The 21,198-nt window shown below is 39.5% G+C and carries 18 protein-coding genes and 1 other RNA gene; 16 read left to right on the top strand and 3 right to left on the bottom strand.

The window, feature by feature from the left end; translation table 11 throughout:
* The first annotated feature begins 74 nt into the window (after window positions 1-74).
* Entirely contained in the window at window positions 75-2,177 is a 2,103-nt protein-coding gene (locus HMPREF2795_RS06255; RefSeq protein ID WP_075228470.1) for an AAA family ATPase, read from the top strand.
* Window positions 2,178-2,233: 56 nt separating this feature from the next.
* Here the strand turns inward: HMPREF2795_RS06255 and HMPREF2795_RS06250 are convergent, their stop codons facing one another.
* Window positions 2,234-2,716 carry an S-ribosylhomocysteine lyase gene (locus HMPREF2795_RS06250; RefSeq protein WP_075228469.1) on the bottom strand — a complete coding sequence of 161 codons (483 nt, stop codon included), beginning with the start codon at window positions 2,714-2,716 and terminating at the stop codon, window positions 2,234-2,236.
* A 223-nt stretch (window positions 2,717-2,939) separates the two neighbouring features.
* On the opposite strand from HMPREF2795_RS06250, the gene HMPREF2795_RS06245 reads away from it, so the two are divergent.
* Window positions 2,940-4,922: a peptide ABC transporter substrate-binding protein gene (locus tag HMPREF2795_RS06245; RefSeq protein ID WP_075228468.1), complete on the top strand. Its 1,983-nt coding sequence runs from the start codon at window positions 2,940-2,942 to the stop codon at window positions 4,920-4,922.
* A gap of 352 nt (window positions 4,923-5,274) precedes the next feature.
* Here the strand turns inward: HMPREF2795_RS06245 and pbp1a are convergent, their stop codons facing one another.
* Both pbp1a and recU read right to left on the bottom strand, forming a co-directional pair.
* Window positions 5,275-7,437, bottom strand: a complete 2,163-nt coding sequence (gene pbp1a / locus HMPREF2795_RS06240; protein ID WP_075228467.1) for a penicillin-binding protein PBP1A — start codon at window positions 7,435-7,437, stop codon at window positions 5,275-5,277.
* A complete protein-coding gene (recU, locus tag HMPREF2795_RS06235) occupies window positions 7,434-8,030 on the bottom strand; it encodes a Holliday junction resolvase RecU (protein ID WP_075228466.1) in 597 nt (198 codons plus the stop codon). Before recU ends, pbp1a begins: the two co-directional genes overlap by 4 nt.
* A 67-nt stretch (window positions 8,031-8,097) precedes the next feature.
* Here recU and HMPREF2795_RS06230 point away from each other — a divergent pair, with 67 nt between their 5' ends.
* From HMPREF2795_RS06230 to HMPREF2795_RS06165, 14 genes are all read left to right on the top strand, one after another.
* Window positions 8,098-8,625, top strand: a complete 528-nt coding sequence (locus HMPREF2795_RS06230) for an SLOG family protein (RefSeq protein ID WP_075228465.1) — start codon at window positions 8,098-8,100, stop codon at window positions 8,623-8,625.
* Window positions 8,626-8,694: 69 nt separating this feature from the next.
* Window positions 8,695-9,024, top strand: coding sequence for a cell division regulator GpsB (gene gpsB / locus HMPREF2795_RS06225; RefSeq protein WP_000146538.1), 330 nt, complete (start codon window positions 8,695-8,697; stop codon window positions 9,022-9,024).
* Window positions 9,025-9,042: 18 nt separating this feature from the next.
* Window positions 9,043-9,423: RNase P RNA component class B (rnpB, locus tag HMPREF2795_RS06220), an RNA gene on the top strand.
* A gap of 81 nt (window positions 9,424-9,504) precedes the next feature.
* Window positions 9,505-10,662: a THUMP domain-containing class I SAM-dependent RNA methyltransferase gene (locus tag HMPREF2795_RS06215; RefSeq protein WP_075228464.1), complete on the top strand. Its 1,158-nt coding sequence runs from the start codon at window positions 9,505-9,507 to the stop codon at window positions 10,660-10,662.
* Between the two features lie 12 nt (window positions 10,663-10,674).
* The gene (locus HMPREF2795_RS06210; protein ID WP_000372146.1) at window positions 10,675-12,138 is read left to right on the top strand and encodes a cell division site-positioning protein MapZ; all 1,464 of its coding nucleotides are present in this window, start codon (window positions 10,675-10,677) and stop codon (window positions 12,136-12,138) included.
* A 76-nt stretch (window positions 12,139-12,214) separates the two neighbouring features.
* Entirely contained in the window at window positions 12,215-13,639 is a 1,425-nt protein-coding gene (gndA, locus tag HMPREF2795_RS06205; RefSeq protein WP_000158757.1) for an NADP-dependent phosphogluconate dehydrogenase, read from the top strand.
* A gap of 11 nt (window positions 13,640-13,650) precedes the next feature.
* A complete protein-coding gene (locus tag HMPREF2795_RS06200) occupies window positions 13,651-14,340 on the top strand; it encodes a response regulator transcription factor (RefSeq protein ID WP_000518023.1) in 690 nt (229 codons plus the stop codon).
* 228 nt (window positions 14,341-14,568) lie between these two features.
* A complete protein-coding gene (locus HMPREF2795_RS06195) occupies window positions 14,569-15,486 on the top strand; it encodes a PspC-like choline-binding domain-containing protein (RefSeq protein WP_000670355.1) in 918 nt (305 codons plus the stop codon).
* Between the two features lie 123 nt (window positions 15,487-15,609).
* Window positions 15,610-16,488, top strand: coding sequence for a mevalonate kinase (gene mvk, locus HMPREF2795_RS06190; protein WP_000159876.1), 879 nt, complete (start codon window positions 15,610-15,612; stop codon window positions 16,486-16,488).
* The gene (gene mvaD, locus HMPREF2795_RS06185; protein WP_000375362.1) at window positions 16,470-17,423 is read left to right on the top strand and encodes a diphosphomevalonate decarboxylase; all 954 of its coding nucleotides are present in this window, start codon (window positions 16,470-16,472) and stop codon (window positions 17,421-17,423) included. The genes mvk and mvaD overlap by 19 nt, the downstream gene beginning before the upstream one ends.
* On the top strand, window positions 17,410-18,423 hold the full coding sequence (locus tag HMPREF2795_RS06180; protein WP_000156998.1) for a phosphomevalonate kinase: 1,014 nt from the start codon (window positions 17,410-17,412) through the stop codon (window positions 18,421-18,423). Before mvaD ends, HMPREF2795_RS06180 begins: the two co-directional genes overlap by 14 nt.
* Window positions 18,401-19,402 carry a type 2 isopentenyl-diphosphate Delta-isomerase gene (fni, locus tag HMPREF2795_RS06175; RefSeq protein ID WP_075228463.1) on the top strand — a complete coding sequence of 334 codons (1,002 nt, stop codon included), beginning with the start codon at window positions 18,401-18,403 and terminating at the stop codon, window positions 19,400-19,402. The genes HMPREF2795_RS06180 and fni overlap by 23 nt, the downstream gene beginning before the upstream one ends.
* A 94-nt stretch (window positions 19,403-19,496) precedes the next feature.
* Window positions 19,497-20,195: a cell wall-active antibiotics response protein LiaF gene (gene liaF, locus HMPREF2795_RS06170; protein WP_075228462.1), complete on the top strand. Its 699-nt coding sequence runs from the start codon at window positions 19,497-19,499 to the stop codon at window positions 20,193-20,195.
* The gene (locus HMPREF2795_RS06165) at window positions 20,192-21,181 is read left to right on the top strand and encodes an envelope stress sensor histidine kinase LiaS (RefSeq protein ID WP_075228461.1); all 990 of its coding nucleotides are present in this window, start codon (window positions 20,192-20,194) and stop codon (window positions 21,179-21,181) included. The genes liaF and HMPREF2795_RS06165 overlap by 4 nt, the downstream gene beginning before the upstream one ends.
* Window positions 21,182-21,198 lie beyond the last annotated feature (17 nt).

The raw sequence follows: 21,198 nt of genomic DNA, 5'->3' as shown, positions 1-21,198 counted from the left end.
TTTTTTAAAACAAAGGTCAGATAAAGTCAAATTAATTTGACTAACTAATTTTGAAAACAAACGAGGTATGAAATATGAACAACAACTTTAATAACTTTAACAACATGGATGATTTATTTAACCAATTAATGGGCGGTATGCGTGGATACAGTTCAGAAAACCGTCGTTACTTGATTAACGGTCGTGAAGTAACACCTGAAGAATTCGCTATTTATCGTCAAACAGGGCAACTTCCAAGTGAAGGAAGTGACCAAGCTCAGTATGTTCAAGGTAAAGCTATGAAACAAGATGGTATTCTTGCAAAACTTGGACGTAACTTAACTGCTGAAGCTCGTGAAGGGAAGTTAGATCCGGTTATTGGACGTAATAAGGAGATTCAAGAAACATCTGAAATCCTTTCTCGTCGTACAAAGAATAACCCAGTTCTAGTCGGTGATGCTGGTGTTGGTAAAACGGCAGTAGTAGAAGGTCTTGCCCAAGCTATCGTGAATGGTGATGTTCCAGCAGCAATCAAGAACAAAGAAATCATTTCAATTGATATTTCTGGACTTGAAGCTGGTACACAATACCGTGGTAGCTTTGAAGAAAACATTCAAAACTTGGTAAAAGAAGTTAAAGAAGCTGGAAATATTATCCTTTTCTTTGACGAAATTCATCAAATCCTTGGTGCTGGTAGCACAGGGGATGGTCAAGGATCTAAAGGTCTTGCGGATATCTTGAAGCCTGCTCTTTCACGTGGTGAATTGACAGTGATTGGTGCAACAACTCAAGATGAATATCGCAACACTATTTTGAAAAATGCTGCTCTTGCTCGTCGTTTCAACGAAGTAAAAGTTAATGCACCATCTGCTGAAGATACTTTCAAGATTCTCCAAGGGATCCGTGATCTTTATCAACAACACCACAATGTTATCTTGCCAGATGAAGTTTTGAAAGCTGCTGTTGATTACTCTGTTCAATATATTCCACAACGTAGCTTGCCAGATAAGGCTATCGACCTTGTCGATGTGACAGCTGCTCACTTGGCTGCACAACATCCAGTAACAGATGTGCATGCTGTGGAACATGAAATTGAAGAAGAAAAAGCTAAACAAGAAGCTGCAGCTGCTAAAGAAGATTATGAAGCAGCTTTAAATGCAAAAGTTCGTATCGAAGAACTTGAAAAGCAAATTGCTAACCATACAGAAGATCACAAGGTTACAGCGACTGTAAATGACGTAGCTGAGTCTGTAGAACGTATGACAGGTATTCCTGTTTCACAAATGGGTGCAACTGATATTGAACGTTTGAAAGATATGGGCCACCGTTTGCAAACTAAGGTTATCGGTCAAGACAAGGCTGTTGAAGCCGTTGCCAAAGCGATTCGTCGGAACCGTGCAGGTTTTGATGAAGGAAATCGCCCAATCGGTAGCTTCCTCTTTGTAGGACCTACTGGTGTTGGTAAAACAGAATTGGCTAAACAATTAGCACTTGATATGTTTGGTACTAAAGACGCCATCATTCGTTTGGATATGTCTGAATACAGCGACCGTACAGCCGTTTCTAAATTGATTGGTACTACTGCAGGTTATGTTGGTTACGATGACAACAACAATACATTGACTGAACGTGTTCGTCGTAATCCATACTCAATTGTCCTTCTTGATGAGATTGAAAAGGCAGACCCTCAAGTGATTACTCTTCTTCTTCAAGTATTGGATGATGGTCGTTTAACAGATGGTCAAGGTAACACAGTAAACTTCAAGAATACAGTGATTATCGCAACTTCAAATGCTGGCTTTGGTTATGAAGCGAACTTGACAGAAGATGCGGATAAACCAGAATTGATGGATCGTTTGAAACCTTACTTCCGTCCAGAGTTCCTCAACCGTTTCAATGCTGTTATCGAATTCTCACATTTGAGCAAGGAAGACCTTTCTAAGATTGTTGATTTGATGTTGGTTGATGTCAATAAGACACTTGCCAAGAAAGAGATCGACTTGGCAGTGAGCGATGCAGCTAAAGAATACATGACTGAAGAAGGTTATGATGAAGTAATGGGTGTTCGTCCACTCCGTCGAGTAGTTGAACAACAAATTCGTGACAAAGTAACAGACTTCCACTTAGATAATTTGGATGCTAAACACCTTGAAGCCGACATGGAAGATGGTGTCTTGGTCATTCGTGAAAAAGCCTAAATCAAAGTTTTGAGAATCAAAAAAAGGAACCAGTTGAAAAAACTGGTTCTTTTGTGTTAAATGACATGACGCTCAAAGGCATCGTCTGAAATTCCTTGTTCAAGAATCAATTTTGCCCACTCCTTAGCAGAGAAAAGGCTATGATCCTTGTAGTTACCACAAGACTCAATGGTTGTTCCTGGGACATCTTCCCAAGTTGTAGTCTCAGCGATTTCCTTTAGTGAATCCTTGATGACAGCAGCGATTTCTGTGCTAGTATGACGTCCCCACATAATCATATGGAAACCTGTACGACACCCAAATGGTGAACAATCAATCATCCCGTCAATGCGAGTACGGATGAGTTTGGCTAAGAGGTGCTCGATTGTATGAAGACCAGCAGTAGGGATTGAGTCTTCGTTTGGTTGAACCAAGCGAATATCAAAGTTAGAAATGATATCTCCTTTTGGACCTGTCTCTTCTCCGATTAAACGGACATAAGGTGCTTTAACAATGGTGTGGTCAAGCTCAAAACTTTCAACAATAACTTCTTTTGACATGGTATTTCCTTTCAATTTTCTCCTTTCATTATATCATAAAGATTTACTTGAAAACTGCTAACAAAGAGATTTTTCAAATATGAATGCCAAAAAAGCGACTGACTGTAAAAAATAATTTTAAAATGGCAATTGTTTTCAATTCAATTTGAAAAATTCTGAAAATTGTATTGACACTTGGCTGAAAAGGGGCTATAATGTATAAAAAGTCAAAAAGGAGTTTATTATGAAATTTTCAAAAGTAATGGCCCTAGCAGGAGTGACTCTGTTAGCGTCAGGTGTTTTGGCAGCTTGTTCAGGTTCAGGCTCTAGTGCAAAAGGTGAGAAAACTTTTTCTTACACGTATGAAACCGACCCAGATAACCTAAACTATTTGACAACTGGTAAAGCTGCAACTGCTAATATCACTAGTAATGTCATCGATGGTTTGATGGAAAATGACCGCTACGGAAACTTTGTACCATCAATGGCAGAGAATTGGTCAGTATCTCAAGACGGTTTGACTTACACTTACACAATCCGTAAAGATGCTAAGTGGTACACTTCTGAAGGTGAAGAGTATGCTGCTGTGAAAGCTCAAGACTTTGTAACAGGTCTTAAGTATGCAGCTGATAATAAGTCAGAAGCCCTTTATCTTGTTCAAGATTCTATTAAGGGGCTAGATGCTTATGTGAAAGGTGAAGTAAAGGACTTTTCTGAAGTTGGAATCAAGGCTGTAGATGATCAAACAGTTCAATACACTTTGAACAAACCAGAAAGTTTCTGGAACTCTAAAACAACTATGGGGGTTCTTGCACCTGTCAATGAAGAGTTCCTTACTTCTAAAGGTAGTGACTTTGCTAAAGCAACAGATCCAAGCAGTATCCTTTATAATGGTCCTTTCTTGTTGAAATCATTAGTAGCAAAATCTTCAGTAGAATTTGAAAAGAATCCAAATTACTGGGATAAGGACAATGTTCATATTGATAAAGTAAAACTATCATTCTGGGATGGTCAAGATACAAACAAACCTGCAGAAACCTTTAAGGCTGGTGGTTTCTCAACGGCTCGTCTCTTCCCAACAAGTGCAAGTTATCCTGAAACTGAAAAAGAGTTTAAAGACAATATCGTTTATACACCACAAGATTCTTCAACTTACTTAATTGGTACTAATATTGATCGTCAGTCTTATAAATATACTTCTAAGACTACAGATGAGCAAAAAACTTCAACTAAGAAAGCTCTTCTTAACAAAGACTTCCGTCAAGCGATTGCCTTCGGTATTGATAGAACAGCTTATACTTCTCAAATCAATGGAGAAAGTGGAGCAAGCAAACTCCTTCGTAACTTGTTCGTACCACCAACATTTGTTCAAGCAGATGGTAAAAACTTTGGTGACTTAGTTAAGGAAAAATTGGTGACCTATGGTGACGAGTGGAAAGATGTTAACCTAGACGATGCTCAAGACGGTCTTTACAGTCCAGAAAAAGCAAAAGCAGAATTTGCTAAAGCTAAGACAGCTCTCCAAGCAGAAGGTATTCAATTCCCAATTCACTTGGATATGCCGGTTGACCAAACAAGTACTACAAAAGTACAACGTGTTCAATCATTGAAACAATCACTTGAAGCAACATTAGGAACTGATAACGTAGTCGTTGATATCCAACAACTTCCAAAAGATGAAGTTCTCAATGTCACTTACTTTGCAGAATCAGCTGCTGGGGAAGATTGGGACCTTTCAGATAATGTTGGTTGGACTCCAGACTTTGCAGACCCATCTACTTACCTTGATATCATCAAACCATCAGTCGGTGAAAACACTAAAACTTACCTAGGATTTGATGCAGGAACAAATAATGCTGCTGCCAAACAAGTTGGTTTGGAAGACTACGAAAAGATGGTTGTTGAAGCTGGAAATGAAAACACTGACGTTTCAAAACGTTATGACAAATATGCTGCAGCTCAAGCTTGGTTGACAGATAGCGCTTTGATTATTCCAACATCTTCTCAAACTGGACGTCCAATGTTGTCTAAGATGGTACCATTTACACTTCCATTTGCTTACTCAGGTAACAAGGGAACAACTGAACCTCTCTTGTACAAATACCTTGAACTTCAAGATAAACCAGTAACTGCTGATGAATATCAAAAAGCTCAAGATAAATGGAAGAAAGAAAAAGAAGAATCTAATAAAAAAGCGCAAGAAAATCTTGCAAATCATGTCAAATAAGAAAAAAGAGGCCGGACAAAAAGTCTGGCCTTTTGATATCATTCCTGAGACATCAGTTTGACATTTTGGTTATTGGTTCAAGCACTGCATTGAAGTAGTAGAACAGGCTTTTTAAGTCACGTCCCAGTTCATAGATAAACTACATAAACACAAGGTATCTTTTAAACAGTTTTCCCGACTATTTAACTTGTGTTTGGGATAAGGTTGCGATTGAGATAGCTTTGACAGTTTTTTAGTCTGTTAAGTTGTTTCTCTTCCTAATTTTAAAAGTTTGGCTTTATAAAAATTAAGATTCCACCATAAAAAACTGCATATAAAAAACTGAGAATAAATCCTCAGTTTTTTATATATTTTATTGTTGTCTTCGTGGATTTTGTTGGGGTTGATTTTGTTGTTGAGAATTTGCAGATGAGTTTGGTTGCGTTGCATTTGGATTGGTAGTGCCATTTGTATTTTCATTTGAAGAGCTTTCGCTTTCAGTTGTTGAAGTTGAACTTGAGCTAGAGCTCTCTGTAGTCGAACTTTCTTGAGTTGACTGTGGAATCCAGTTGCTACGTGCCCCATTCTTGAAGATGTAATCACCACTTCTATGAAGTCCTTCTGGCATTGTCCAATCACCAGGGTGATCGTCCTCTGCTAGATACTGCATCATAGAACGATAGATACTAGTGGCAACAGTAAAGCCATCACCAACGATTGGAGTAAGGCGGTTTGAGTAACCAGTCCAGACCGCCATTGAATATTTACGGGTATAACCAACAAACATTTCGTCTGGAGCAACAAATTGACTTGTTTTAATGTGGTTTTCAATCTCTTCATCAGTGTAGTTTGATGTACCAGTTTTACCTGCTTGTGGAAGCCATGAAATGTAAGCGTCTCGACCTGTACCAGAGTATAATACTGTTTTCATCATTTCTGTCATCATATAGGCGGTTGTTTCTTTCATAGCACGAGTACCTTGATCAGAAAACTCTTTTGAACTACCGTCACTAAAGACAACTTTGTTGATATACATTGGTTTGTGATAGATACCACCGTTAGCAAATGCAGCATAAGCAGCAGCCATTTTTTCACTACTTGCACCGTACTGTTTACCTGATTCAGTCGTGTTACTTGAAATTGCGTTTGCATACACCATGGTTGGATAATCAATGCCAAGTCCGTTTAAGAATTTTTTGGCTTTATCGAGTCCAACTCTATCAAGAGTTTCAACTGCTGGTACGTTACGAGATTGTTGGATAGCAGTTTGAAGGGTGATGTTACCATAATAGCCACGATCCCAGTTGTAGACTGGAGTGCTAGTACCTGGGAAGTTATAGGGTACATCCTTAAGCATATAAGCAGTTGAGTCATAGATATCGTACTCAAGTGCAGGTGCATAGTCCGTAATTGGTTTCATAGTTGAACCCCAGTCACGGTTTGTTTCCACTGCTTGGTTAGTACCAAAGGATACATTGCTAGCTTGGTGACGAGACCCGAGTTGGGCAATAACTTTACCATTTGATACATCAATGATAGTAGAGGCTGCTTGGATATCATCATCAGGATAGTTTACGTATTGATCAGTATTATAGACGTCCCAAAGGTGTTTTTGTACCTCTTGATCAACGTTGGTATAGACTTCCATACCTGTTGTTAATAGATTATAACCTGTTTCTTGCTCCACTTGATCAATAACCTCTTTAAGATAGTTATCCATGTACTGTGGATAGCTATTAATAGATTTTAGACTTTGAAGTCCATCTGTGATTGGAGTATTGATGGCTGTTTCATATTGTTCGGCTGTAAGGTAACCTTGTTTTTGCATTTCTGACAAAACGAGGTTCCGTCTTTCAAGGGCTGCTTCAGGGTTAGAATAAGGATCATATTGATTTGGAGCCTGTGGCATACCTGCTAAGAGTGCTAGCTGAGGAATGGATAAGTCTTTGAGGTCCTTACCATAATAGTTTTCCGCAGCTGTCTGCATACCATAGTTACCGTTTGACATGTAGACCTTATTAATGTAATAGGTTAAGATCTCTTGCTTAGTCGCAGTTCGTTCTAGCTGGATAGCTAACCAAGCCTCTTGAACTTTACGGGATAGAGTTTGATCAGCTGTTGATGTTGAAAAGTAAGTTAATTTAATTAACTGCTGAGTCAAAGTTGATCCACCTTGAAGACCACTATTGCTTCGAAGGTTACGAAGGAATGCTCCTGCTATACGAATGCTATCAATTCCTCTGTGGTTAAAGAAACGGTGATCCTCGATAGAGATAATCGCATTGACAAGATCAGTAGGAATGTCGCTACTTTGAGCATTAACACGACGTTCCGAACCTAAATCTGCGATTAGTTCATTTTTGCTATCATAAATTTTACTTGATGTAGTTGCAACAAGTTTACTCTCGGAAAGTTCAGGAGCTTTGTTTGCATAGTAAAGAAATACACCACCACCAAGTAGGAAAGCTGCGATAAATAAGCTAATCACACCAATGCCAAGGTATTTAGCGATGCGTAAGATAGTTTGTTTGTTCATATTGTTTTACCACCTAGTAAATGTTGTTTGACTGTATCAAGGTAAGGAATTTGTGGAAAAGCAGACTGCTCAATCACATAACCGAATTCTTTGATATAGTCAAGCGGCATTGACTTTTTCCCCATATCCTGATGATAAAAACGGATGAGGTCAAGTGCCGGCAATAAATACGTTTCTTGATAAGAAGAAAAATGAAGAAGGACAAAGCAAATCCCTTTTTGATCAAGGACTTGTTCCATATGCCGAATCTGATGAGGATGGAAGTTCTTCATCGGAATGGCATGTTTTTGCTTGGTTTCCTTGGCTTCGAAATCGATGTAAAACCCTTCATAAACTCCAGAATAATCGGTAGTTGATGCTTGTCTAAAATAAGCTTCAACAATCTTAGCACGACTACGCTGAGGATAGTCTACGCGGACAATCTGAACAGGAGTTGGTTTTTTATGGATAACAGCCAAACCGTGTGTCAGATAATAATCGTTTGTAGCATTGATCATCTTTTCAAAGGTCATCCCACGATTTGCGAAATTTTTAGTTTGTGAGGTGACTTCTCGCCTTTTTTTCGATGAAAGTTTATGAGGATAGTTGACCATAATTCTCCTTATTGGTACAATAACATCACTCTATTATACCATAAAGGTGCACAGAAAGGGTGAAAAAATGCATACAGCCTTGGTTTTAGGCTATTCTAGCTTTGATTTAGGATTGTTTAATGAAAAAGATATTCGTTTAAAAATTATTAAAAAAGCCATTCGTAGAGATCTGGAAAAAATGGCAGACGAAGGATTGAAATGGTTGGTATTTACGGGAACTTTGGGCTTTGAACACTGGGTTTTAGAGGTGGCCAGAGATATGAAAGATGACTTTGGTTTCCAACTTGTAACTATCTTTGATTTTGAGACTCATGGGGAAAACTGGAATGAGGGAAATCAGGTCAAACTTAGTGAATTTAAAAAAGTTGATTTTGTAAAATACGCCTATCCGAACTATGAACACAAGGGTCAATTACGAGATTATCAACTTTTCTTACTTGAAAATACAGATGGAGCTTATCTTTTTTATGATGAAGAAAATGAAACAAAACTGAAGTATTTTTACGAACTGATGAAAAAGAAAGACAACTATATTACAAAAAGATTAACATTTGAGGAATTGAATGAAGTAGCTGAAAATTTTTCCGAAAATTGAGCCTTTGACCTTGCTTTTTGTTTGCCTTTTTTTATATAATAATACTAGCAACTGAGAATGGAGAGAGACATGGCAAGTATTATTTTTACAGCAAAAGATATTTTTGAGCAGGATTTTGGAAGAGAAGTACGTGGATATAGTAAAGCAGAGGTTGATGAATTCTTGGATGATGTCATCAAGGATTATGAAACTTATGCAGCATTAGTAAAGTCACTCCGTTTAGAAATTGCAGAGTTGAAAGAGGAATTGGCGAAAAAACCTCAAGTGACTCCAGTAGCTTCTGAACCAGCAGAGCTTGGAAGTACAACTTCTATGACAAACTTTGATATTTTGAAACGTTTGAATCGTCTTGAAAAAGAAGTATTTGGCAAACAAATCATGGATAATTCTGATTTCTAAGAATACTTCTGTTGTGCAATTTTTGGATAATCGCGTGAAGAGAGCTTCTTTTCATGAGGAAAGTCCATGCTAGCACAGGCTGTGATGCCTGTAGTGTTTGTGCTAGGCGAAACCATAAGCCTAGGGACGAGAAATCGTTACGGCAGTTGAAATGGCTAAGTCTTAGGATATGTCAGAGTAGACTTGAAAGTGCCACAGTGACGGAGTCTCTCTGGAAACAGAGAGAGTGGAACGCGGTAAACCCCTCAAGCTAGCAACCCAAATTTTGGTCGGGGCATGGAGTGCGCGGAAACGAACGTAGTACTCTGACTGCTATCAGCTAGAGCTGCTAGTGGTAGACAGATGATTATCGAAGGAAGTGGTCCTAGTCACTTCTGGAACAAAACATGGCTTATAGAAAATTGCATATAGGTTGGGGCTGAGAGATATTCTCAACCTCATTTTTTAAAGTGAATAAAGAAAGGTCTATAAAAGACTGAAATGAAAACAACATTTAATTTAATTGCGACTGCTGCTGCGGGTTTGGAAGCTGTAGTTGGACGTGAAGTAAGAGATTTGGGTTATGATTGTCAAGTTGAAAATGGGCGTGTTCGTTTTCAAGGTGATATTAAAGCGATTATCCAAACCAACCTGTGGCTAAGAGCTGCAGATAGAATCAAAATCGTTGTGGGAACTTTTCCTGCAAAAACATTTGAAGAACTCTTCCAAGGAGTTTTTGCTCTAGATTGGGAGAACTATCTCCCACTTGGAGCACGTTTCCCAATTGCCAAGGCTAAGTGTGTTAAGTCAAAATTACACAATGAACCAAGTGTGCAGGCAATTTCTAAAAAGGCAGTTGTTAAGAAACTACAAAAACACTATGCACGACCAGAAGGTGTTCCCCTGATGGAGAATGGTCCAGAGTTCAAGATTGAAGTTTCTATTTTGAAAGATATAGCGACTGTTATGATTGATACAACTGGCTCAAGTCTCTTTAAACGTGGTTATCGTACTGAAAAAGGTGGTGCTCCAATCAAGGAGAATATGGCAGCTGCGATTTTGCAACTTTCTAACTGGTACCCTGATAAGCCTTTGATTGATCCAACCTGTGGTTCGGGAACATTCTGTATTGAGGCGGCTATGATTGCGCGTAAGATGGCACCAGGTTTGCGTCGTTCCTTTGCCTTTGAAGAATGGAACTGGGTCAGTGATCGATTGATTCAAGAAGTCAGAACTGAGGCAAGCAAGCAGATAGATCGAGAGATTGAACTGGATATTATGGGTTGTGATATCGATGGTCGTATGGTGGAAATTGCCAAAGCCAATGCCCAGGCAGCAGGAGTATCTGGAGATATTCTCTTTAAACAGATGCGCGTACAGGATTTGCGTACGGATAAGATTAATGGAGTCATTATCTCTAATCCACCATATGGTGAACGTCTGTCAGATGATGCAGGAGTAACTAAACTTTATGCTGAAATGGGTGAGGTTTTTGAACCTCTCAAAACTTGGAGTAAGTTTATCCTGACAAGTGATGAAGCCTTTGAAAGCAAATATGGTAGTCAGGCGGACAAAAAACGAAAACTCTACAACGGTACTTTGAAAGTTGATCTATATCAATATTTTGGTCAACGTGTCAAAAGAAATTTGACAGATTAGAAAGGAGCTGCCATGGATCAGAAGGATAAAAAAGAAGAATTGTTAGAACCTGAGAAAACCTCCCAAGAACCTCAGTTTGATTTTGAGGAAGCTAAGGATCTGACAGTTGGACAAGTTATTCGAAAAAATGAAGAAATTGAAGCGGGAGTAACTCCTGATGATACGATTTTGGACAAATACATCAAACAACACCGTGAAGAAATCGAAGCTGACAAATTTACAAACATTCAGGCAAAGAAAGAGGAACTTCAAAGTCTCGATGATTTGATCCAAGACGCCAAAGAAACGATTGAAGAAGAGGTGGAACCGGTAGAAGAAGTCTCTGAATCAGAAAAGTTTGCTGAAGAAGAGGGAGTAGCAACTGAAGAAGTTTTCCTTTCGCCACTAGAAGAAACTTTAGTTATGGATAAAAATCTTGTAGAGGAAGTATTTGAACCAGAACAGGTAGAAAATGAGGAAACTTCACAGGAAGAAACCCCAATTCTAGCTCGCTCTCTTCAAGAAGAGGATGAGCCACAACGCAAAAAACTGTGGGTCATCTTGTCAGCTCTTTTAGCGATTGTTGTCTTGATTATTGGGGGTAGCTACTACGTTTATCGTCAAATTACTCGTTCTTCTCAAGAAATTCAGTCTCAGTCATCTGATGCTGGTTTGGTAAGCAATCAAGCAATACTCGATCAATTTAACAGTCTCTATGACACTTTTTATACTGATGAGAATAAAACTGCCCTAAAAAATAGTCAGTTTAGTCAATTGAGTCAGCTCAAAGAGCTATTAGATAAACTTGAGGGTGCTAAAGAACATACTCTTGCCAAATCAAAATATGATAGCCTTGAAACACAAATCAAGGCAGTACAAGATGTAAATGCTCAATTTGAAACACCAGCGATTACAGATGGTGTTCTAGATACAAATGCTAAAGTAAAGGCAGATGCTAAATTTACCGAAGTTAAGACTGGGAATACTGAAATTGATAAACTGCTAGATAAGGCTATTAGTCTCGGTAAGAGTCAACTTTCAAGTTCTACAAGCTCTAGCAGTAGTCAATCAAGTTCATCAAGTCAAACAGAGTCAAACTCAGCAACTGAAAGCAATGCTAGTAGTTCTGCTAATGCATCAACTTCAGCGGGTGAAACAGCCTCAGCAAATAATATCCTTAATAGTGGACTAGCAAGCAATGGTGTGAACCTACAAAGAAGTGTCAGTCGAGTACCGTACAATCAAGCTGCTGTTAGTGATAGTAGTAATCCTGCTTGGACTTTTGCAGATGGTGTCCTTGAACGAATTCTTGAGACTTCGCGTGCGCGTGGCTACATTATAGGCAACCAATATATTTTGGAACCTGTGAATATTGTTAATGGTAATGGCTACTATAATCTTTATAAACCAGATGGTACCTATCTCTTTACCATTAATTGTAAGACAGGTTACTTTGTAGGGAATGGTTCTGGACATGCGGATGATTTAGACTACTAGTCAAATTGTTACAAAATTCTTTCTTTTCACAGATAAACATGATAAAATAAAACATATTAAACAAGAGGAGTGTCACATGACAAAAGCTAACTTTGGTGTTGTTGGTATGGCCGTAATGGGTCGTAACCTTGCCCTTAATATTGAATCCCGTGGTTATACAGTTGCTATTTATAACCGTAGTAAAGAAAAAACTGAAGATGTGATTGCTTGCCATCCTGATAAAAACTTCGTGCCAAGCTATGATATCGAAAGCTTCGTAAATTCAATTGAAAAACCACGTCGTATCATGCTTATGGTTCAAGCAGGACCTGGTACAGATGCGACGATTCAAGCCCTTCTTCCACACTTGGATAAAGGTGATATTTTGATCGACGGAGGAAACACTTTCTATAAAGATACCATCCGTCGTAATGAAGAATTGGCGAACTCAGGTATCAACTTTATCGGTACTGGTGTATCTGGTGGTGAAAAAGGTGCCCTTGAAGGTCCTTCTATCATGCCTGGTGGACAAAAAGAAGCTTACGACTTGGTGGCTGATGTTCTTGAAGAAATCTCAGCTAAAGCACCAGAAGATGGAAAACCATGTGTGACCTACATCGGTCCTGATGGAGCTGGTCACTATGTGAAAATGGTCCACAATGGTATCGAGTACGGTGATATGCAATTGATCGCAGAAAGCTACGATCTTATGCAACACTTGCTTGGTCTTTCTGCAGAAGATATGGCTGAAATCTTTACTGAGTGGAACAAGGGTGAATTGGACAGCTACTTGATTGAAATTACAGCTGATATCCTTGGACGCAAAGACGATGAAGGTCAAAATGGACCAATCGTAGACTACATTCTTGATGCTGCAGGTAACAAAGGAACTGGTAAATGGACTAGCCAATCAGCGCTTGACCTTGGTGTGCCATTGTCACTCATTACTGAGTCAGTATTTGCTCGTTACATCTCTACTTACAAAGAAGAGCGTGTACATGCTAGCAAGGTGCTTCCAAAACCAGCTGCTTTCAAATTTGAAGGAGATAAGGCTGAGTTGATTGAAAAAATCCGCCAAGCCCTTTACTTCTCAAAAATCATCTCATACGCACAAGGTTTTGCTCAATTGCGTGTAGCTTCTAAAGAAAACAACTGGAACTTGCCATTTGCAGATATCGCTTCTATCTGGCGTGATGGATGTATCATCCGTTCACGTTTCTTGCAAAAGATCACAGATGCATACAACCGTGATGCAGATCTTGCTAACCTTCTTTTGGATGAGTACTTCTTGGACGTAACTGCTAAGTACCAACAATCTGTTCGTGATATTGTAGCTCTTGCTGTTCAAGCTGGAGTACCAGTACCAACATTCTCAGCAGCTATTACTTACTTTGATAGCTACCGTTCAGCTGATCTTCCAGCTAATTTGATCCAAGCGCAACGTGACTACTTTGGTGCCCACACTTACCAACGTAAAGACAAAGAAGGAACCTTCCACTACTCTTGGTATGACGAAAAATAAGTAGGTCAGCCATGGGGAAACGGATTTTATTACTTGAGAAAGAAAGAAATCTAGCTCATTTTTTAAGTCTGGAACTCCAAAAAGAGCAATACCGAGTTGATCAGGTAGAAGAGGGACAAAAAGCCCTCTCCATGGCTCTTCAGACAGACTATGACTTGATTTTACTGAATGCTCATCTAGGGGATATGACAGCCCAGGATTTTGCAGATAAGTTGAGTCGAACCAAGCCAGCTGCGGTGATCATGATCTTGGACCATCGAGAAGAATTGCAAGACCAACTTGAAACAATCCAGCGTTTCGCTGTTTCATACATCTATAAACCAATCATTATTGATGATTTGGTCAGTCGTATTTCAGCTATCTTCCGAGGTCGAGATTTCATCGACCAACACTGTAGTCAGATGAAAGTTCCGACAGCTTATCGTAATCTGCGTATGGATGTTGAACACCATACAGTCTATCGTGGCGATGAAATGATTGCTCTCACTCGTCGTGAATATGACCTCTTAGCTACACTCATGGGCAGTAAGAAAGTCTTAACTCGTGAACAATTGCTAGAGAGCGTCTGGAAGTATGAAAGTGCTACAGAGACCAATATCGTAGATGTCTATATCCGATATCTACGGAGCAAGATTGATGTCAAAGGTCAAAAGAGCTACATCAAAACAGTGCGTGGTGTTGGTTATACCATGCAGGAATAGAAAGCAGTTGCAGTTGTGTAACTGCTTTTTTGATCTTTAAATAAACGAACATCTTTATCGAAAATTTCATGAGGCTTGGCTGTGCTGTCTATCAGTTTATTTTTTAAACAAATTGATCAGTCTTAACTTCAAGTTCAAAGCAAACTTTGAGTAGATTCTTGTTGGTTTAAACTTAATATATTGACGAAAGCAAAGACATTTGCTATAATCATTTTGGAGGATAAAAGAATGAAATTTTTGAAAAAAATGATGCAAGTCGGTCTAGCAGTCTTCTTCTTTAGTCTGTTAGCAACTAGTACAGTATTTGCGGACACTACAGGTGGACAGTTTGTCGATAAGGACAATAGAAAATATTATATAAAAGATGACCATAAAGCAATCTATTGGCATAAAATAGACGGTAAAACTTACTATTTTGGTGATAAAGGAGAAATGGTAGTTGGCTGGCAATATATAGAAATTCCTGGAACAGGTTATCGTGATGATTTATTAGATAGCCAACCAGTTAATGAAATCGGTCTTCAACACAAGTGGTACTATTTTGATAAAGATGGCGTACTACAAGAGTTTGTTGGCTGGCAACAATTAGAGGCTAAGTATTCGTTAACTGTTGGCAAAAAGCATGGTGAAGGCTTTGAAGGCCCAGAAGTTCTTAAATTAGCAAACTACTACTTTGATCAAGATCACTCATTAAAAACAGGTTGGCTTTATGATCAGTCTAACTGGTATTACCTAGCAAAAACAGGTTCTTCAGGAAAAGACTACCTTGGTGGAGAAAGACGTGCTGGCTGGATTAACGACAATTCAACTTGGTACTATCTTGATCCAACAACTGCTGCAATGCAAACTGGTTGGCAATATCTTGGTAATAAGTGGTATTATCTCCGTTCATCAGGTGCTATGGCGACAGGTTGGTATCTAGATGGTTCAACTTGGTATTATTTAGATGCTCAAAACGGTGATATGAAAACTGGCTGGATTTATGTCGGTAATACTTGGTATTATCTTCGGTCGTCAGGAGCTATGGTGACAGGCTGGTTCCAAGTTAATGGTAAATGGTACTATGCCTATAGTTCAGGTGCCTTAGCTGTGAATACTACAGTAGGTGGCTACTACGTTAATTATAATGGCGAGTGGGTACAATAATGAAAACAAGCGATTGTGAAAGGAAACAATCGCTTTTTTTGTGAAAATATAATAAAATAGAAAGGAATAAAGTTCTAAAATTTTATCTAGAAAAAGACGCTTTTCGTCTGATAGTAGGATTAAATGACAAAAGAAGTTGGTGTCGGTCAGGCACATAGTAAAATTATCTTAATCGGAGAGCATGCAGTGGTTTATGGCTACCCAGCCATTTCTTTGCCTCTTTTAGAGGTTGAAGTGACTTGTCGGGTGGTTCCAGCAGCGACACCATGGCGTCTTTTTGAAGAGGACACCTTGTCTATGGCTGTGTATGCTTCTCTCGAGTATCTAAATATCAAAGATGCTTGCATCCGTTGTCAAATTGACTCGGCTATTCCGGAAAAGCGGGGAATGGGGTCTTCAGCAGCCATTAGCATTGCAGCCATTCGAGCAGTATTTGATTATTACCAAGCGGAACTTCCGCATGATGTATTAGAAATTTTGGTTAATCGGGCGGAGATGATTGCCCATATGAATCCTAGTGGTTTAGATGCCAAGACTTGTCTTAGTGACCAGCCTATTCGTTTTATCAAGAATGTTGGTTTTGAAGAATTAACCATGGATTTGTCAGCTTATCTGGTTATTGCAGATACTGGAGTTTATGGACATACTCGTGAAGCTATCCAAGTTGTTGAGAGCAAGGGCAAGAATGCCTTACCTTTCTTGCATGCGCTAGGAGAGTTGACCCAAGAAGCAGAAGAAGCGATAAAAACAAAAGATGCCGTGAAGCTGGGAGAAATTCTAACCAAAGCTCATGGAAATCTAAAAGAAATCGGAGTTAGTAGCCCTGAGGCAGATGCCTTGGTTGAAACTGCCCTTGAACATGGTGCTCTAGGTGCCAAGATGAGTGGTGGTGGTCTAGGTGGCTGTATCATTGCCTTGGCTGCTAATGTCAGTCAAGCACAAGAACTCGCAGAAAGATTAGAAGAGAAAGGAGCTGTTCAGACATGGATCGAAAGCCTGTAACAGTACGTTCCTATGCCAATATTGCTATTATCAAATATTGGGGTAAGAAAGCAGAAAAAGAGATGGTTCCTGCGACTAGCAGTATCTCTCTAACCTTAGAAAATATGTATACGGAGACGACACTTTCACCTTTGCCAGCAGATGCTAGGTCAGATGAGTTTTACATCAATGGTCAGTTGCAAAACGAAGCTGAGCATGTCAAAATGAGTAAAATCATTGACAGCTACCGTCCTGAAGGAGCAGGTTTTGTTCGTATCGATACCAAGAACAATATGCCAACAGCGGCAGGTCTTTCTTCAAGTTCCAGTGGCTTATCTGCCCTGGTCAAAGCCTGCAATGCTTACTTCCAATTAGGATTAGATCGTAAAGAGTTGGCCTTAGAAGCTAAATTTGCATCGGGTTCTTCATCTCGTAGTTTTTATGGCCCCTTAGCAGCTTGGGACAAGGATAGTGGAGAGATTTATCCAGTCGAGACTGACTTGAAACTAGCTATGATCATGTTGGTCTTGGAAGACCAGAAAAAACCAATCTCTAGTCGGGATGGTATGAAACTCTGTGTGGAAACTTCGACAACATTTGATGAGTGGATTCGTCAGTCTGAACAAGACTACAAGGATATGTTGGTCTACCTCAAGGAAAATGACTTTAAAAAAGTTGGAGAATTGACAGAGAAGAACGCTCTCGCAATGCATGCTACTACAAAAACTGCAACTCCATCCTTCTCTTACCTGACGGATGCGAGTTATGAGGCTATGGATTTTGTTCGTCAGCTTAGAGAACAAGGTGAATCTTGCTACTTTACTATGGATGCGGGGCCTAATGTAAAGGTTCTTTGTTTAGAAAAAGACTTGGAACATCTATCAGAACTCTTAGGTCAACGCTATCGCTTAATCGTTTCAAAGACAAAGGATTTGAGCCAAGATGACGATTGTTAAAACTTGTGGGAAGCTCTATTGGGCTGGTGAGTATGCCATCTTAGAACCAGGACAGTTGGCACTAATAAAGGCTATACCCATCTATATGACGGCTGAGATTACAGCATCTGATACTTATCGACTCTACTCAGATATGTTTACCTATGGTGTGGACATGCGACCGGATTCTTCCTATGCCTTGATTCAAGAAACAGTTGCTTTGGTGGAGGAGTATCTGACTAATCAAGGGGTTGACTTGCAGCCATTTTCCTTAGAGATTCGTGGGAAAATGGAACGTGAAGGTAAGAAGTTTGGCCTAGGTTCTAGTGGTAGTGTCGTTGTTTTGGTTATCAAGGCTATGCTTGTTTTCTATGAAAGAACAGCTGAAAGAGACCTCTTGTTTAAACTGGCGAGTGCAGTTCTTCTCAAACGTGGAGACAATGGCTCTATGGGAGACATCGCCTGTATCGTTTCAGAAGACCTAGTCCTCTATCAGTCTTTTAATCGAGAAACAGTTGCACAATGGTTAGAAAAGGAAGACTTGCCAAGTGTATTGGCACATGATTGGGGCTTTTCTATTAGGAATGTTGAACCAGCCTTGAAATTTGATTTTCTGGTGGGTTGGACCAAGGAAGTAGCTGTGTCTAGTCATATGGTCAAGCAAATCAAGAATAATATGAACGCTAGCTTTTTGCAGGCTTCAAAAGAAACTGTAGCTAACTTGGTAAAGGCTTTGCAGACAGGTCAAGAAGAAACCATTATTGCCTTGTTAGAACAAGCCAGCCAACTTTTAGAAGGCTTGAGTTCAGATATTTACACACCTTCTCTCAGACAATTAAAAGATGCCAGCAGAAACTTAAAAGCTGTTGCTAAAAGTAGTGGTGCTGGTGGTGGAGACTGTGGGATAGCCCTCAGTTTTGTCCAAGATTCGACCACATTACTGAAAAAACGCTGGGCTGATCTTGGGATTGAGCTCTTGTATCAAGAAAGGATAGGACATGACGACAAATCGGAAGGATGAACACATCCGCTATGCCCTTGAACAAAAAAGTACTTATAATAGTTTTGATGAGGTGGAGTTAATCCACTCCTCACTACCCTTATACGACATCGATGAGATTGATCTTTCGACAGAATTTGCAGGGCGCAAATGGGACTTTCCTTTTTATATAAATGCCATGACAGGCGGTAGTGACAAGGGCAGAGAAATCAATCAAAAATTGGCTCAGGTGGCAGAGGCTTGTGGGATTTTATTTGTGACAGGTTCTTACAGCGCTGCACTTAAGGATCCATCAGATGATTCTTTTTCCGTGAAGTCAAATCATCCTGACCTCCTTCTTGGAACCAATATTGGCTTGGATAAACCTGTTGAACTGGGGCTACAAACGGTCCAAGAGATGAATCCCCTTCTCTTGCAAGTCCATGTTAATGTTATGCAGGAATTGCTCATGCCAGAAGGTGAGCGTCAATTTAGATTATGGCAAAGTAATCTGAAAGATTATGCTGATCAAATCTCAGTTCCTCTTGTTTTAAAAGAAGTCGGCTTTGGTATGGATGTTAAGACTATTGCTAAGGCATACGAGATAGGAATACGTACAGTTGATTTGTCTGGTCGTGGGGGAACTAGCTTTGCCTATATCGAAAATCGTCGTAGCGGTCAACGGGACTACCTCAATGATTGGGGGCAATCGACCATGCAAACCCTTCTAAATGCCCAAGACTGGAAAGACAAGATGGACCTTTTGGTAAGTGGAGGGGTGCGCAATCCACTAGATATTATCAAATGCCTGGTCTTTGGAGCCAAAGCAGTTGGGCTTTCACGCACCATGTTAGAGTTAGTTGAAAACTACCCAGTGGATGTCGTTATTACTATTGTTGAAAGCTGGAAGGAAGACCTACGTCTAATCATGTGTGCCCTTAATTGTAAAAGAATCGAGGATTTGCAAGAGGTCGACTATCTCCTTTACGGAAAATTAAAAGAAGCAAAAGACCAAATGTGAGGAGGTCGGGATTTTTATCCCGATCTTTTTATCATTCCTCAGACTGATGTGACTTTTTGGTTTTGTGATACAATAAAATAGAGAGGACGGATACATGCGAAAATTTCAAATTTTTCTATTTATTGAAGCTTGTTTATTAACAGGAGCTCTGATTATGATGGTATCAGAGCATTTTTCCCGTTTTCTGCTGATCTTGCTCTTGTTTTTACTGCTGATTCGATACTATACTGGAAGACAGGGAAATAACCTCATATTAGTGGCAGTGAGCATCCTATTTTTCTTTATCATCATGCTCAATCCCTTTGTCATTATGGCTATCTTTGTGGCCTTGATATATAGCCTGTTCTTACTTTATCCTATGATGAACCAGGAAAGAGAAGATACCAATTTGATTTTTGAAGAGGTAGTGACGGTGAAGAGGGAGAAAAATCGCTGGTTTGGGAATCTTCATCACTTCTCAAGCTACCAGACTTGCCGTTTTGATGATATCAATCTTTTTCGTCTCATGGGGAAGGATACCATTCATCTAGAACATGTAATTTTGAGCAATCATGATAATGTCATCATTTTGAGAAAACTGGTCGGTACGACTAGAATTATCGTACCAGTGGATGTAGAAGTCAGCCTTAGTGTTAATTCTCTGTACGGAGATTTAACCTTCTTTGATCAGCCTAAGCGAGCTTTGCGCAATGAACAATTCCATCAAGAAACCAGGGATTATCTCAAAAGTCCAAAGAGTGTTAAGATTCTTTTGACAACCATGGTTGGAGATGTTGAGGTGGTGCGAGGATGAAAAAACAACCTTATATTTTAATAGGTCTCACCTCGTTTCTCTTTGTTGCTTTTCTATTTCGAAGCATTTTTAAAGTTCTGGATTTAGAGTGGACTTCTCTCTTTCAAGATTTAGAAAAGACAGAAAAAGTCCTATTTCTGGCTTTAATGTTTAGTGCTGCCTTGGCATTTTTATTAGTCCTATTCTGGACAATTGTTGATGAAATTTCAAGAAGAAGAATCCAAGCAAATCTTAAACGTCTGCTAGCTGGCAAAGATATTGAAAGTCTAGGAGATGCTGACTTAGACGCAAGTTTTAGAAACTTGTCAGGAAAGCTTGGTTTGTTGACAGAAGCTATTCAAAAAGCAGACAATCAGGCCTTGGTCAAAGAAGAAGAAATTGTTGAAAAGGAGCGCAAGCGAATCGCACGTGACTTGCATGATACGGTCAGCCAAGAAATTTTTGCTGCCCATATGATTTTATCGGGACTCAGTCAACAAGCTTCCAAATTAGACCGAGAGAAGATGCAAACACAACTCCAAAGTGTGACTGCCATTTTAGAGACAGCTCAAAGAGACTTGCGCATTCTTCTTTTGCATTTACGACCAATTGAACTGGAACAAAAAAGCTTGGTGGAGGGGATTCAGCTACTCCTCAAAGAGCTAGAAGAAAAAAGTGAGCTGAAGGTAAGCTTTAAATATCAGGTAACTGCACTACCTAAAAAGATTGAAGAGCATGTCTTCCGTATTGTCCAAGAATTGATTAGTAATACACTTCGTCATGCCCAAGCTTCATGTCTAGATGTTTACCTTTATCAAACGGAAACAGGTTTGCAGTTGAAGGTTGCAGACAATGGTCGCGGTTTTCAGCTAGATGATGTTGATGAACTAAGCTATGGTCTACGCAATGTCAAAGAACGAGTGGAAGATATGGCTGGGACAGTACAATTGATGACGGCTCCTAAGCAGGGTTTGGCAGTGGATATCCGCATTCCCTTGCTTGAGTGACTAACAAAAGGAAATGA

The sequence above is a fragment of the Streptococcus sp. HMSC056C01 genome (assembly GCF_001811305.1).
GTDB lineage: Bacteria > Bacillota > Bacilli > Lactobacillales > Streptococcaceae > Streptococcus.
Note: the sequence above shows the minus strand (reverse complement) of the source record. Positions and strands in the feature narration are given on the sequence as shown.

Excerpts from the sequence above, each read along its gene's own strand:
- HMPREF2795_RS06255 (WP_075228470.1), top strand. The coding sequence starts at position 75 with ATGAACAACAACTTTAATAACTTTAACAACATGGATGATTTATTTAAC.
- HMPREF2795_RS06215 (WP_075228464.1), top strand. The coding sequence starts at position 9,505 with ATGAAAACAACATTTAATTTAATTGCGACTGCTGCTGCGGGTTTGGAA.
- HMPREF2795_RS06250 (WP_075228469.1), bottom strand. The coding sequence starts at position 2,716 with ATGTCAAAAGAAGTTATTGTTGAAAGTTTTGAGCTTGACCACACCATT.
- recU (WP_075228466.1), bottom strand. The coding sequence starts at position 8,030 with ATGGTCAACTATCCTCATAAACTTTCATCGAAAAAAAGGCGAGAAGTC.
- HMPREF2795_RS06200 (WP_000518023.1), top strand. The coding sequence starts at position 13,651 with ATGGGGAAACGGATTTTATTACTTGAGAAAGAAAGAAATCTAGCTCAT.
- HMPREF2795_RS06165 (WP_075228461.1), top strand. The coding sequence starts at position 20,192 with ATGAAAAAACAACCTTATATTTTAATAGGTCTCACCTCGTTTCTCTTT.
- mvk (WP_000159876.1), top strand. The coding sequence starts at position 15,610 with ATGACAAAAGAAGTTGGTGTCGGTCAGGCACATAGTAAAATTATCTTA.
- HMPREF2795_RS06195 (WP_000670355.1), top strand. The coding sequence starts at position 14,569 with ATGAAATTTTTGAAAAAAATGATGCAAGTCGGTCTAGCAGTCTTCTTC.
- liaF (WP_075228462.1), top strand. The coding sequence starts at position 19,497 with ATGCGAAAATTTCAAATTTTTCTATTTATTGAAGCTTGTTTATTAACA.
- HMPREF2795_RS06230 (WP_075228465.1), top strand. The coding sequence starts at position 8,098 with ATGCATACAGCCTTGGTTTTAGGCTATTCTAGCTTTGATTTAGGATTG.
- gpsB (WP_000146538.1), top strand. The coding sequence starts at position 8,695 with ATGGCAAGTATTATTTTTACAGCAAAAGATATTTTTGAGCAGGATTTT.
- mvaD (WP_000375362.1), top strand. The coding sequence starts at position 16,470 with ATGGATCGAAAGCCTGTAACAGTACGTTCCTATGCCAATATTGCTATT.
- pbp1a (WP_075228467.1), bottom strand. The coding sequence starts at position 7,437 with ATGAACAAACAAACTATCTTACGCATCGCTAAATACCTTGGCATTGGT.
- gndA (WP_000158757.1), top strand. The coding sequence starts at position 12,215 with ATGACAAAAGCTAACTTTGGTGTTGTTGGTATGGCCGTAATGGGTCGT.
- HMPREF2795_RS06180 (WP_000156998.1), top strand. The coding sequence starts at position 17,410 with ATGACGATTGTTAAAACTTGTGGGAAGCTCTATTGGGCTGGTGAGTAT.
- HMPREF2795_RS06210 (WP_000372146.1), top strand. The coding sequence starts at position 10,675 with ATGGATCAGAAGGATAAAAAAGAAGAATTGTTAGAACCTGAGAAAACC.
- fni (WP_075228463.1), top strand. The coding sequence starts at position 18,401 with ATGACGACAAATCGGAAGGATGAACACATCCGCTATGCCCTTGAACAA.
- HMPREF2795_RS06245 (WP_075228468.1), top strand. The coding sequence starts at position 2,940 with ATGAAATTTTCAAAAGTAATGGCCCTAGCAGGAGTGACTCTGTTAGCG.